The 14,116-nt window shown below is 33.6% G+C and carries 9 protein-coding genes and 1 rRNA gene; 6 read left to right on the top strand and 4 right to left on the bottom strand.

From position 1 onward, the window contains the following. Window positions 1-956, bottom strand: a 956-nt coding sequence (murF, locus tag DIU01_RS12330; protein WP_290834891.1) for a UDP-N-acetylmuramoyl-tripeptide--D-alanyl-D-alanine ligase, incomplete at its 3' end; no start/stop codon positions are given. A gap of 64 nt (window positions 957-1,020) precedes the next feature. Further along, window positions 1,021-2,751 carry a gliding motility lipoprotein GldJ gene (gene gldJ / locus DIU01_RS12325; RefSeq protein ID WP_290834889.1) on the bottom strand — a complete coding sequence of 577 codons (1,731 nt, stop codon included), beginning with the start codon at window positions 2,749-2,751 and terminating at the stop codon, window positions 1,021-1,023. 210 nt (window positions 2,752-2,961) lie between these two features. Between gldJ and porU the strand changes: the two genes are divergently transcribed. The 5 genes from porU (at window position 2,962) to DIU01_RS12300 (ending at window position 11,336) form a co-directional block, all read left to right on the top strand. Continuing rightward, window positions 2,962-6,786, top strand: coding sequence for a type IX secretion system sortase PorU (gene porU / locus DIU01_RS12320; protein WP_290834887.1), 3,825 nt, complete (start codon window positions 2,962-2,964; stop codon window positions 6,784-6,786). Between the two features lie 42 nt (window positions 6,787-6,828). Continuing rightward, window positions 6,829-7,998, top strand: coding sequence for a type IX secretion system outer membrane channel protein PorV (gene porV, locus DIU01_RS12315; RefSeq protein WP_290834885.1), 1,170 nt, complete (start codon window positions 6,829-6,831; stop codon window positions 7,996-7,998). Window positions 7,999-8,067: 69 nt separating this feature from the next. Further along, window positions 8,068-8,550 carry a cytidine deaminase gene (gene cdd / locus DIU01_RS12310; RefSeq protein WP_290834883.1) on the top strand — a complete coding sequence of 161 codons (483 nt, stop codon included), beginning with the start codon at window positions 8,068-8,070 and terminating at the stop codon, window positions 8,548-8,550. 162 nt (window positions 8,551-8,712) lie between these two features. Then, window positions 8,713-9,711, top strand: coding sequence for a pyruvate dehydrogenase (acetyl-transferring) E1 component subunit alpha (gene pdhA, locus DIU01_RS12305; protein WP_290834881.1), 999 nt, complete (start codon window positions 8,713-8,715; stop codon window positions 9,709-9,711). Between the two features lie 2 nt (window positions 9,712-9,713). Beyond that, entirely contained in the window at window positions 9,714-11,336 is a 1,623-nt protein-coding gene (locus DIU01_RS12300) for a pyruvate dehydrogenase complex dihydrolipoamide acetyltransferase (RefSeq protein ID WP_290834879.1), read from the top strand. 268 nt (window positions 11,337-11,604) lie between these two features. Here DIU01_RS12300 and DIU01_RS12295 read toward each other — a convergent pair whose 3' ends face one another. After that, window positions 11,605-12,831, bottom strand: a complete 1,227-nt coding sequence (locus tag DIU01_RS12295) for a glycosyltransferase (protein WP_290834877.1) — start codon at window positions 12,829-12,831, stop codon at window positions 11,605-11,607. 61 nt (window positions 12,832-12,892) lie between these two features. Between DIU01_RS12295 and DIU01_RS12290 the strand changes: the two genes are divergently transcribed. Next, entirely contained in the window at window positions 12,893-13,474 is a 582-nt protein-coding gene (locus DIU01_RS12290) for a tRNA-(ms[2]io[6]A)-hydroxylase (RefSeq protein WP_035125578.1), read from the top strand. Between the two features lie 365 nt (window positions 13,475-13,839). Here DIU01_RS12290 and rrf read toward each other — a convergent pair. Further along, window positions 13,840-13,949 (bottom strand): 5S ribosomal RNA (rrf, locus tag DIU01_RS12285). Window positions 13,950-14,116: the final 167 nt, after the last annotated feature.

Genomic DNA, 14,116 nt, shown 5'->3' with positions numbered 1-14,116 from the left:
GGATTTGCATTATATGCATCTAAAATAATTTCATTTGTTCCTTTAGTCAGTAACTGAGAACGATTATTTTCAGGAACATAAGATTCAATTGCATCCTTAATTTCATCATCGGAAATTTTAAAATAATTACCAATAGTAATAGCAGCGTTAATATTGTTGGCATTATACAATCCAATTAAGTGCGAATGGATTGTAACCGTGTTAAATTGGATTGAAACTAAAGGATTTGCATCAACCTTTTGAATGTAAACTGAAGCTTTCTCGTCAACTTGACTAAAAGAAATTCGTTCTATAGTTCTAGATCTTTCTTCTTGTATTGAATCATCAAGATTGACAAAAGCTATTTTCTTATTAAACTCAAGAAAGTTATACATTTCACTTTTTCCTTTAATAACGCCTTCAACTCCACCAAATCCCTCTAAATGTGCTTTACCAAAATTTGTAATGTAACCAAAATCAGGCTCAGCAATTTCACATAAAAATTCAATTTCTTTTTGATGATTTGCACCCATTTCGACTATACCAATTTCAGTAGATTTGTCAAATGAAAGCAAAGTAAGAGGCACACCAATATGATTGTTAAGATTTCCAACGGTTGCTTTTGTCTTGTATTTTTTTGCCAAAACAACATTAATTAACTCCTTGGTAGTTGTCTTACCATTACTACCAGTTAAGGCAATGATAGGCAATTTTAAATACTGTCTATGATATTTAGCTAAATCTTGCAGAGCCTTTAAACTATCTTTTACTAAAATAGTTCTATCGTCAATATAAAAATCAGCATTGTCGATTATTACATATTGAGCACCTTTTTCTAATGCTTCTTTTGCAAAAGTATTTGCATCAAATTTTTCACCTTTTATTGAAACAAAAAGAGAATTTGGTTGAATTTTTCTAGTATCAATTGAAATTGATGTACACTTTAAAAAAAGTTGATGTATTTCTTGAATAGTCATTTAGCAAAGTATTAAAACAATAAAAGCCCTAATTAAAGGGCTTTTATTATACAAAAATATAAAATTATCTTTTATTTCTAGCAGATTTCTTTTTGTCTGATTTTGGACCAACTCTAGACATAGCACATCTAAATCCAATGTAGTCTGTTGCCATATCTTGTGGGAAATATCTTCTTTGAGCTGGATCTAACCAATATGCTCTATCTCTCCATGATCCACCTTTGTAAACTCTAACATCATCATTAACTAATGTTGTTCTTTTGCTAGATTTGTCAAATTTACGAACCATATTACCAATACTATCAGTTGATACATTGTGTTCTGGTGAATCATACATTCTTTTTTCGCTTGGCAATTTAGCTTCTCCTTCTTCAGAAGAACCAAAGTCGAAATATCTTGTAGATTGTTTATCTCCATCTCTATAATTTCTGTTATCAGAAGTAGAGAAGTTTTGTCTTAAATAAGTTTCGTTATCATCAACCGGAACTTGAGAAATTTGACCTGGGAAGTTTCTTGCAACAACTTTACCATTTGGCAATGTATCAAAAACCTGAGTTTCTGCAGTTACTAATTCAACTTTTCCATCTTCACCTATTTTATTTTTCATGTAAACATTACCTCTAAAATAGTTGAAATCATTAGCTTCATCATCAACGATAGGTCTGTAAACGTCAGCAACCCATTCTGCAACGTTTCCGGCCATGTCATATAATCCAAAATCATTTGGAGGATAAGATTTTACTTTATTAGTAATATCAGCACCATCATCAGACCAACCTGCAATTCCGCCGTAATCACCTTTACCTTGTTTAAAGTTTGCCAATTGGTCACCTTTAACTTGTCTTTTTCCTGAACGAGTATAACTACCAGACCAAGGATATTTCTTTTGTCCTTTGTAAATATTGTATTCTCTTTGACCTACATCAGCAGCAGCAGCATATTCCCACTCAGCTTCTGTTGGAAGTCTGTATTCTGGTAAAATTAAACCAGATGTTCTTTGAGCGTAAACGTTTTTAGCACCGCTATTTCCATTTGCATTGGCAGTTCCTCCACCAGCACCAGCAGCACCATTATTTCTAGCAGCACCTCTTTGACCTTTTTGTAAAACAACCTCTTGATTTCCACCAAAAGTTTTTGTTGGAGCTGCAAGATACGTTTCAGTATCAAAAGTAGCATCAGCTTTTACATCAACAACTTTTGAATCTTTTTTCAAGAATCTTTGTTGCTCTAAAATTGATTCATTTACTCTATTTGTTCTCCATTTAGAGAATTCTGTTGCTTGAATCCAATTAACTCCAACTACAGGATATTCAGCATATGCCGGATGTCTTAAATAGTTGTTAGTCATTGTTTCGTTATATCCTAAACGATTTCTCCATACTAATGTATCTGGAGAAGCTCCTTCGTAAATATTTCTATAATTTTCTTCTTCTGGAGGGAAAACTCTTTTCAACCAATCTAAGTACTCCATGTACATTACATTAGTTACTTCGGTTTCGTCTAAATAAAAAGATTGAACGTGTTGCTGATTTGGAGTATTATTCCAATCGTGCATAGGATCATCTTGAACTTTACCCATAGTAAATGTTCCTCCTTCAACTAATACTAGACCTGGACCAGTTGCTTGCTTTTTAAATTTTGAAGCATACTGAAATCCACCTTTTTTGTCATTGATTTTCCAACCTGTCGCTCTAGATCCGCCTTTAGAACTAGATTTTTTGCTACAACTTGAGAAACCGACCATTATCACTAAAGCTAGTAATAACCTGATTGCCATAAACTTGTTTACTTTCATACTCTTAGTAGGTAATAAATTTTCGAGGCGCAATATAGTAAATAACTATTAATTTGCAACATCTTTTTCAATTATTAATAAATTTTAATTTAGTTGGTTTTAGTCACAATTATAACGTTTCCTTTTTTTATTTATTGTAAAGATGATTAATATTATTTAATTTTACGCTCTGTTGTAATAATTATATTTTTATTGCGTTACATATTATTGATGAAAAAAATTGCTACCCTTATCCTGCTTACCTTTACTCTCTTTTGCCACGCGCAAGTAAGAGAGAATATTGTTATAGAATGGAATGAAAAACAAAATTATCCAATTGGTGATTATAGCGTAAACATTCCGCAGTTTAATGGTTCTAACCTCGTTTATAACAGCGCGAAAAAGGAAATACTTTATTCAACGAGAAAAAAGAATTCGTCCTTAATTGATGAGAAATCTTTACAAATCACCAATGTTATTTATGAAAACATCGAAGAATCTAAGTTGGGCGATCTTTCCAAAGAAGCAATTCCGACTTCTCTAAAATCTTCTATTAAAAATAATATTGCTCGAGACGTTTATTCATCAATTTTAACGATTTCACCTATTGTTAAGGATGGCAGTTCTTATAAAAAAATTATTTCTTTTACTTACTCTTATTCTGCCTCTTCATCTAGAGTAAGTTCTGAAAACAATCTACCTCAAACTACAAATTCGGTTTTAAGCTCAGGCAAATGGTATCGTTTTTACATTGAAAAATCTGGAGTTTATAAAATATCTAAATCGTTTTTAGAAAGTCTTGGCATTAAAACTTCCACTTTAAATCCGAAAAAAATTAAAGTATATGGAAATGGCGGACGAATGGCTCCCTTGAGCAATACTGCTTCTTATCCATTTGATTTAACTGAAAATGCAGTTCAAGTAATTGGTGAAGACGATTTAAAATTTGACGCATCTGATTATATTTTATTTTATGGCGAAGGTGTAGACAATTGGAGTCAAGAAAACAAAACCAATTTAAATTTATACAGCGAAAAATCATACTATTATATTACTGTTGATGGTGAAGATGGTAAAAGAATTCTAGATTTACCACAACCTTCTGGAAGCGCATCGGTTACCATAAACACATTTGACGACGAGAAATTCCATGAGAAGGATTTAAACAATATCGGACGATTAGGTCGTGTATGGTTTGGCGAATCGTTTAGTTCAGATAACGAACAAGAATTCGAATTAAAATTTGAAAATATCGTAACAACTATTCCTGCAACAATTGAAATTCACGTTGGTGGAAATTCGTTTGTCGCAACAAATTTTAATATAAAAGCAAACACACAAGACATAGGAACATTGACCTTAAATCCAGTACCACTCAACTCCGGATTAGAAGCTAGTCACAACACTTTAATAACGAACATTCCTTCGAACGAAGAATTTAAAATAAATCTAACCTATGATAATGGCGGAGTTCCTGCATCAAAAGGATTTTTAGATTACATTATTATAAGAGCTAAACGAAACTTAGTAGGTTATAACAAACAATTTAGATTTCAATATAATGCTGCAAATTCTACCGCGGGAATTGGTGAATATGTACTAAGTAATGCTTCAAATATTAACCAGGTTTGGGATATTACAGATATTTTTAATACATCAAAAATTTCAAATTCTGGAGCTGCAACATTTTCTTTCAAAAGTGAATTAGGCGAAATTAGAAAATATATAGCCATTGACCCAAACGATTATTATACTCCTCTAAAAGAAGCAAAATCGGCGGTAGCCAATCAAAACATCAAAGGAACTATTTTTAAAGATGCTGCAGGAAATTTTAAAGATATTGATTATTTAATAATTACACCGAGTGCATTTAATTCTCAGGCAGAAAAGTTAGCTACTTTCCACAGAAATTATTCGCAACTGAATGTAAAAGTGGTGAATCTTGAAAATATATACCAAGAATTTTCATCAGGAAAGCAAGACATTGCAGCAATTAGAAATTTAGTAAAATATGTTTACGACAATGCATCTAGCCCAAGTAATAGAATAAAATATTTAAATTTATTTGGAGATGCCTCTTATGACTTTAAAAATAGAATTCCTGGAAACACCAATATTGTTCCAATTTATCATGCAACAAACAGCTACTTTTCTGGAGAAAGTTCCTTTTGTTCGGATGATTTCTTTGCATTAATGGATAGTAATGAAGGTGATGTTGAAGTAACCAATGGTGGTATTGATATTGCCGTAGGAAGAATGCTAGTTTCATCTGCAACTCAAGCCGATGAAATGGTCAACAAAGTAATTGAATATCATGATTTAAAATCCTACGGAAGTTGGAGAAATAACTATGTTTCTATTTCGGATGATTCTGATAAAATTCCAGATGCCACTTTACAAGTACGACAAAACTCTTTAACAGACGAAATTCACGCAGAAAAACCATTTATAAACTTCAAAAAAATACTTCTTGATTCTTACACACAAGAAACATCTGCAGGAGGAAACCGATATCCAGAAGCGAAAGAAGATATTAGAAATGCTTTCGAAAAAGGAGCATTAGTCTTCAATTATTTAGGACATGGTGGTGAAGACGGTTTAACAGGTGAACGAATTTGGGATAAATTTGACGGTTCTAATTTTAACAACAGGTACCGCTATCCTTTATTTATAACAATCACTTGCGAATTTTCACGTTTTGATAATCCGTTACGACAAACCGCAGGAGAATTCACCTATTGGAATCCAACTGGAGGAGCGATTTCTATGATTACAACCGTTAGATCAATTGGACAAACAACGGCAGAAGATTTTAATGATGTGCTTTCAGACAGATTGTTCTCTTATGATTCAAATGAATATGTATCTATTGCAGAAGCATTGCGATTGGCTAAAAACGATAGTTTTAATAATTTCTCAACAAGAGTAGTTTTTTTACTTGGCGATCCTGCTTTGATGCTAGCAATTCCTAAACCTAGAGTTGTTTTAACCAAAGTAAACGATGTGCCAATAAACCAACCTATTGTGGATTTTCAAGCATTGGCTTATGTAAAACTTTCGGGAGAAGTGCAAGATGAAATTGGAAATGCATTACCAACCTACAATGGTGAATTAGCCGTTAACATATTCGATAAAAATTACACAAAAGTTACCTATAATAACGATAATTACAGTCCGCCAATTAGTTTTACCAGTTTAGGAGAAACTATTTTTAGAGGAAATGCATCTGTAAATAATGGCCAATTCGAATTCGGATTTGTCGTTCCTAAAGACATTAAAATTCCTGTTGGAAACGGAAGAATTAGTTTTTATTCTAAAAGAAACACAATATTATTAGACAAAACTGGATATAACACTGACATTAAAATTGGAGGAATAAACACCAGCGCCGTAGCAGATAATACTGCGCCAAGAGTTAGATTATACATGAATGATGAAACCTTTGTAGAAGGCGGAATAACAAATCAATCTCCATTTTTCCTGGCATTTCTAGAAGATGAACACGGTATAAATACGGCAAGCGGAATTGGTCACGACATTGTTGCCATTTTAGATGGTGACGAAAATAATCCGTACATATTAAACGATTATTATGAAACCGAATTAGACGATTTTACCAAAGGAAAAATACGCTTTCCATTCAGAAATTTAGAATTAGGATTACACACCATTACACTAAAAGCTTGGGACGTTTATAATAATTTTGTAACTGCCGACATCACTTTTATTGTGGTTGGAGATGAATCGATTACATTAAAAAACGTGCTGAATTATCCAAATCCATTTGTAAATTACACGCAGTTTTGGTTTACACACAATCGTCCTTTTGAACCATTAGAAGTTCAAGTTCAAATAATTACTATCACAGGAAAAATTGTTAAAACAATAAATCAAACAGTTGTAACCGAAGGATTCCTTTCAAGAGAAATTACCTGGGATGGAAAAGACGATTTTGGCGATCGAATTGGTAAAGGCGTATATATTTATAAACTAACCGTAAAATCAACGCTAACAAATAAAAAGTCAGAAAAAATCGAAAAACTTGTAATACTTTAATAAAATACTATATTTGTTTAATTATATTTTTGAACCCACAATATGAAAAAGATTTCAATACTGTTACTTTTAGTAGTAACATCACAATTTATTTACGCTCAAGATAGAGTCATTACAACCGGAGTTCCATTTCTTTTAGTTGCTGCTGATGCTCGTGCTGCAGGTCTTGCAGATCAAGGTGTAGCAACATCTGCAGATAATTTTTCGCAACAATGGAATCCAGCAAAATATTCATTTGCATTAGACAAACAAGGATTCTCAATCAGTTACACACCTTATTTAACACAACTTGTAAATGATATTTCATTAGGACAAATAAACTATTACAATAGAATTAATGAAAGAAGTGCTTTCGCAGGAAGTTTGCGTTACTTTGGACTTGGAGATATTGAATTACGTCAAACTGATAGCCCAGATGAACAAGCCCTTGTTGTAACTCCAAATGAACTTGCATTCGACGCCTCATACTCTCTTAAGCTTAGCGAAACATTTTCTATGGCTGTTGCAGGTAGATTTATTCGTTCTAATTTAAAAATTGTCTCAGTAGATAGTGATGTAAAACCTGCAAATACTTTTGCTGTTGATGTAGCTGGATTTTTTCAATCAGAAGAAATTGCTTTTAACGAATTTAATGGTAGATACCGTTTAGGATTTAATTTCCAAAACATGGGGCCAAAAATTAGTTATGATAATGATGAATTTAGTACCAACTTTTTGCCAGCAACAATGCGTTTAGGTGGTGGTTTTGATTTTATATTAGACGATTATAACAAAGTAACTGCAAGTGTTGAATTTGCAAAATTATTAGTACCAACACCACAAGATCCAGATCTAGATGGAGATGGAACTGTAACACCAGAAGAACGAGCAGAAAACAACGAAGATTATAGAAAAATCAGTTGGGTTTCTGGAATGTTTCAATCATTTGGTGATGCACCAGATGGTTTTTCAGAAGAATTAAAAGAATTTACCTATTCTGTTGGAGCCGAATATTTATACCAAGATTCATTCGCATTTAGAATGGGATACTTTAATGAAAGCCCATTAAAAGGTGCAAGAAAATTTTTCTCACTTGGAGCTGGATTCAAATACAACGTAGTAAAAATAGACGTGTCTTACCTATTCTCAGCATCTAGAGTGAAAAACCCATTAGAAAACACATTACGTTTCTCACTTACATTCAATTTTGGTGACAAATACGATGAATACTAGACATTAATTAATCAAATAACAATCCAAATTTCTTAATCGAAGTTTGGATTTTTTTTCCTCTATTATCAAATGAAAGAAATTACAATCAACACTACAATTTCAGTATTTAATGGAATTCCCGATTTACCATCAGAAATTCAATCATTAATGAATCAAGCCATTGAAACTCGCAAAAATGCGTATGCACCTTATTCGAGATTTAGAGTTGGCGCAGCCATATTATTAGATAATGGTAAAATCGTTTTAGGTTCCAATCAAGAAAATGCAGCATATCCATCGGGTTTATGTGCAGAACGTGTGGCTATTTTTCAAGCTGGAGCCATTTATCCAAATGCTAAAATTGTAAAATTAGCCATTACAGCAGCATCAGACACCAATCCAACATTATCTCCTATTCCACCATGTGGCGCATGCAGACAATCGATTGCAGAATATGAATTTAAACAAGAAACACCAATAGAAATTTATTTTATGGGAGAATCTGGTGAAGTTTATAAATCAAATTCAATCAACAATTTATTACCGTTATCATTTGATAAAACATCGTTGTAAGCGATAACGATATAGTTGGTATTTTGTAGTTAAAAAAGTCATTTTAGTACTTATTTATTTTTACATCTACTATCAATATCTTACTTTTGCATTTCGCAATTTTAAATAAATAAATATTGTGATATAATTACAATATCTTTAATCATAGTAATTCATTAAAAAATGAAACCAATTACAAAAGAAACTTACCTTCAATGGTACGAAGAAATGCAGTTTTGGAGAAAATTTGAAGACAAATTAGCTGCCGTTTACATCCAACAAAAAGTTAGAGGATTTTTACATTTATACAATGGTCAAGAAGCTGTTCTAGCTGGAGCAATTCACGCAATGGATTTGTCTAAAGATAAAATGATTACTGCCTATCGTAACCACGTTCAACCAATTGCAATGGGAGTTGATCCTAAAAAAGTAATGGCAGAACTTTACGGAAAAGTAACTGGAACTTCTAAAGGAATGGGTGGATCAATGCACATTTTCTCTAAGGAAAAAGGTTTTTTTGGTGGTCACGGAATTGTAGGTGCGCAAATACCAGTTGGAGCTGGAATGGCTTTCGCCGATAAATATTTCGAAACTGGTGGTGTTACTTTAACCTATTTTGGTGATGGTGCAGCACGTCAAGGTTCACTTCACGAAGCATTCAATATGGCAATGTTATGGAAACTTCCAGTAGTATTTATTTGTGAAAACAATGGATATGCTATGGGAACTTCTGTAGAAAGAACTGCAAATCATACAGACGTTTGGAAACTAGGTTTAGGATACGAAATGCCATGTGGACCAGTTGACGGAATGAATCCAGTAAAAGTTGCTGAAGCAATGACAGAAGCAATCGATAGAGCACGTCGTGGTGACGGACCAACATTTTTAGAAATGAAAACGTACCGTTATAGAGGTCACTCAATGTCGGATGCGCAACTTTACAGAACTAAAGATGAAGTTGAAGAATACAGAAAAATAGATCCAATTACGCAAGTTCTTGATGTAATTAAAGAAAATAACTACGCAACAGAAGCAGAAATTGAAGCAATGGACCAAAGAGTAAAAGACTTGGTGGACGAATGTGAAAAATTTGCCGATGAATCTCCGTTTCCAGAAGTACAACAATTGTACGATGTGGTTTACGAACAAGAAAATTATCCTTTCATACCTCATAGATTATAATTATGGCTACAGTAATAAACATGCCTCGTTTAAGCGATACTATGACAGAAGGAACTGTTGCAACATGGCTTAAAAAAGTAGGTGATACAATAAAAGAAGGTGACATTTTAGCCGAAATCGAAACTGATAAAGCTACAATGGAATTCGAATCATTCAATTCAGGTGTTTTATTACACATTGGAATTCCTGAAGGAGAATCTGCTCCTGTTGATTCACTTTTAGCGATTATAGGAAAAGAAGGCGAAGATATTAGTTCTTTAATTTCCAATACTTCAAATTCCAAATCCCAAGAAGAAAAAGTTGAAGTTAAAGAAGATGTTGCTCAACCTACAACCCAAAACCTACAACCTACAACCTTACCAGCAGGCGTAAAAGTAATCACAATGCCACGTTTAAGTGACACCATGACTACTGGAACCGTTGCTACTTGGTTGAAAAAAGTTGGTGATGAAGTAAAAGAAGGAGATATTCTTGCCGAAATCGAAACCGATAAAGCAACAATGGAATTCGAATCGTTCAACTCTGGAACTTTATTGTTCATCGGAATTAACGAAGGAGAAACTGCTCCAGTTGATAGTGTCTTAGCCATCATCGGACCTGCAGGAACTGATGTAACTGGAATTGCTGAAAACTTTGGTAAAGGTGAAGCTCCAGCGGCAGTTGAAACTACAGAAAAAGCTACAGAAGCTCCGACAAAAGAAGCTACTCAAGAAACAGCAACTGTTACAGCTACAGACAATGGAAGAGTTTTTGCTTCTCCATTAGCAAAACAAATTGCGAAAGATAAAGGAATCAACCTTTCTCAAGTAAAAGGTTCTGGTGAAAACGGAAGGATTGTAAAAAGTGATGTAGAAAACTTTACAGCTTCGGCTCCAGTTGCTGCACCAGCAGCTTCTCAACCAGAAACTCAAGCAACAGCAAAACCATTCGTTCCAGCAGGAGAAGTGGTTACAGAAGAAATAAAAAATTCGCAAATGCGAAAAATCATTGCAAAACGTTTAGCAGAATCGCTATTCACAGCTCCACACTACAACCTTACAATTGAAGTGAACATGGACGATGCAATGAAATCAAGAGCAATCATCAACGCAGTTCCAGATACCAAAGTGTCGTTCAACGATATGGTAATCAAAGCTTGCGCAATGGCATTGAAAAAACATCCAAAAATCAATTCACAATGGAAAGAAGATGCAATTACCATCAATCACCATGTGAATATTGGAGTTGCAGTAGCTGTTGAAGACGGATTAGTAGTACCAGTTTTAAAATTCACAGACGCTATGAGTTTATCTCAAATTGGCGCTGGAGTTAGAGACATGGCAGGAAGAGCAAAAACTAAAAAATTACTACCAACAGAAATGGAAGGAAGTACATTCACAGTTTCTAATCTTGGAATGTTCGGTATCGTTGAATTCAATTCAATCATCAACCAACCCAATTCTGCAATTCTTTCAGTAGGAGCAATCGTTGAAAAACCTGTCGTAAAAGACGGTCAAATCGTTGTTGGAAACACCATGATGCTATCGTTAGCTTGCGATCACAGAACAATCGATGGCGCAACCGGAGCGCAATTTTTACAGACATTAAAAGTCTTTATAGAAAATCCAGTTACCATGCTGGCATAATCGCAAAGCAATTTAAATACAAAATCCTGTTCAGCAATGAGCAGGATTTTTTTTTAATCTGAACTTGTTTCAGATTCTCATATATTTTTTTGGAGCGAATGGCTTGGGCATTCTTGGTTTCCATTTTCCTGCTTTCCGTTCTATCTCGTCCAAAAAGACGAGATGCCACTGCAATCAGGGCTAGATTGCATTTGTATTGAATAGAATTCAGAATAAGAAAGACGTTCAATTTAAAATTCTTACAATCGGTTTAATCTACGGCAAACTATTATTTCCTATTCTTCTCCTCAATCCACTTACTCATATATTTAGTACTAGAAAGTAAATGATGTTGCAAAATAGAACCTATAAAATTAGAATTTCTATGTTGCTTTAAATCTTCTAAAAGCAAATTTACTTCCATAATAAACGCATCCTCAAACAAGGATTTATTATAACGTTTTTCTAAAATCTCAAATCCATTTTCCTGGCATTTATTCCAAAGCTTTTCATCCTGATAAAGTAAAACTGATGCAGTAACAAACTCAGTAGCATTATCTTTTACAAAACCATTCCATTCTATATTTCCGTGCATTGCTTCTGCTCCAATTAAAGAAGTAACACTTGGCGTTCCGCATTGCATCGCTTCAATCAACTTACCCTTAATTCCAGCACCAAACCGAATCGGAGCCAAAACTACTTTAGCTTTTCTAACGACCTCGAAAGCATCTTCTGCTCTTCCCATTATAAAAAAATTCTGTTTAGGTTTATGCAATTGCAAAACTTTCTGCATTGGATAAGCTCCATAAATCATCATTTTAGCTTCAGGTAGTCGCAAATGCAGCATTGGCCAAATAACCTCCGACAAATACTTCACACAATCCCAATTAGGTTCATGAAGAAAATTTCCGATAAAAACAAAATCATTACGTTCATTGTATAATGGAACCAAATCAAGTTTTTCTGCAAAAATCGGTAGATAAAAAAGTAAATCTTTTGAAACCTTAAACTGATTTTGAAGTAATTCAATTTCAAATTCAGAAACCATCAACGAAACATCACATCTTAAAATACTAGCGATTTCTCTTTTAGCAACATCCGAAAATAAATCATCAAAAATAAAATCTCTATTTTCCTTAACAGCCAATTGTCTAGCATTGCGTAAACAATGTAAATCTTCCGTATCAAGAATTTTTAAAGCATCAGGACAACTTTCAGAAACACGCCAACCAAATTGTTCTTCAACCATAAATCGATCAAATAAAACCACATTTGGATTCAACTCCTTTACAAAATCATCAAACGTAGACGAATTCAATTCAATGGCTTTAGAAGTAATTCCCAAGACAGACAAATCATCCGAAAATTCTAAATTTTGAGCTGTACATCCAAAAGTTATTTCATAACCATCGGTTAGAAACAATTCAATTAATTGCATCATTCTACTTCCAGCAGCAGAAGATTTTGGTTCAGGCCAAACAAAGCCAATAATTAATAAAGTTTTAGATTTTAGCATAATAACAAATACAATTACAAAGAAAAGACATAATTTTGCATTAATCTAAAATAGCACAAAAATGTTAGGTCTAAAATTAAAAACCGACCCAAGATGGGTAAATATTGTTGAAGGAAACATCGAAGAAATTCTTACCGACCACGCTTGGTGCGAACAAAAAGCAGCCACTAATGTAATTACTCTAATAACTCAAAATTCTGAACACGAAGAATTAGTTACGTCATTACTTGAAATCGCAAAAGAAGAATTAGATCATTTTCAAATGGTTCACAATATCATAAAAGAACGCGGATTAACTTTAGGAAGAGAACGTAAAGATCATTACGTAAACGAACTATTCAAGTTTCTAAAAAAAGATGGAAGCCGTAACGATGCCTTTGTAGATAGATTACTATTCTCAGCTATGATTGAGGCTAGAAGCTGTGAACGATTTAAAGTACTTTCACAAAACATAAAAGACAAAGAATTAGCAACATTTTACAGAGAATTAATGATAAGTGAAGCAGGACATTACACTTCATTTCTTGCTTTCGCCAGAAAATATTCAGAAAAAGTAGATGTAGACAAACGTTGGAAAGAATGGATAGAATTTGAAGGAGAACTAATCACCAACTACGGTAAATCAGAAACCATACATGGTTAATTAATACGGACTTTTCAATACATAAAGCAATTTCTTTTAAGAAGTTGCTTTTTTTTATGGCGTGCCCCAAGGGTCGTGCTATCCGCTCTATCTTTTCTTTTTTAAGAAAAAAAGAAAAGGATGCCGCTACTATCACTCACGCAACCCAGGAAGAAAACACCATTTTCAATAAATAAGCTTATAAAACTATCCTATTTAAATAGAGTTTTGAGAAAAAGGATAAAGTTTTGCTACAATGCCGCACAATAATTTACTCTAAATAATTAAAGTAAGGCATAGTTATAACCATTCTTTTATATTTAATATCCTTAACATAAAATATATAAAACAAAAAACCCTATCCGATATGGATAGGGTTTTCAAAAAGAAGGCGGCGACATACTCTCCCACAGTTATGCAGTACCATCTGCGCAATCGGGCTTAACTTCTCTGTTCGGAATGGGAAGAGGTGAGCCCCGACGCAATAACCACCTTAAGAGGTTTTGCAAGGGTCCCGATAAATCGGGAACAATACATAATATCTTAACATACTGAGATAAAGAAAAATTATTTTAAGAAAGATTCTCCCTCCCGATTTGCATCGGGAGGAAAATTGCACATAAACTTACGGGTTATTAGTACTACTCGACTATGACATTACTG

This window comes from Flavobacterium sp., from assembly GCF_003525665.1.
Lineage (GTDB): Bacteria > Bacteroidota > Bacteroidia > Flavobacteriales > Flavobacteriaceae > Flavobacterium.
Note: the sequence above shows the minus strand (reverse complement) of the source record. Positions and strands in the feature narration are given on the sequence as shown.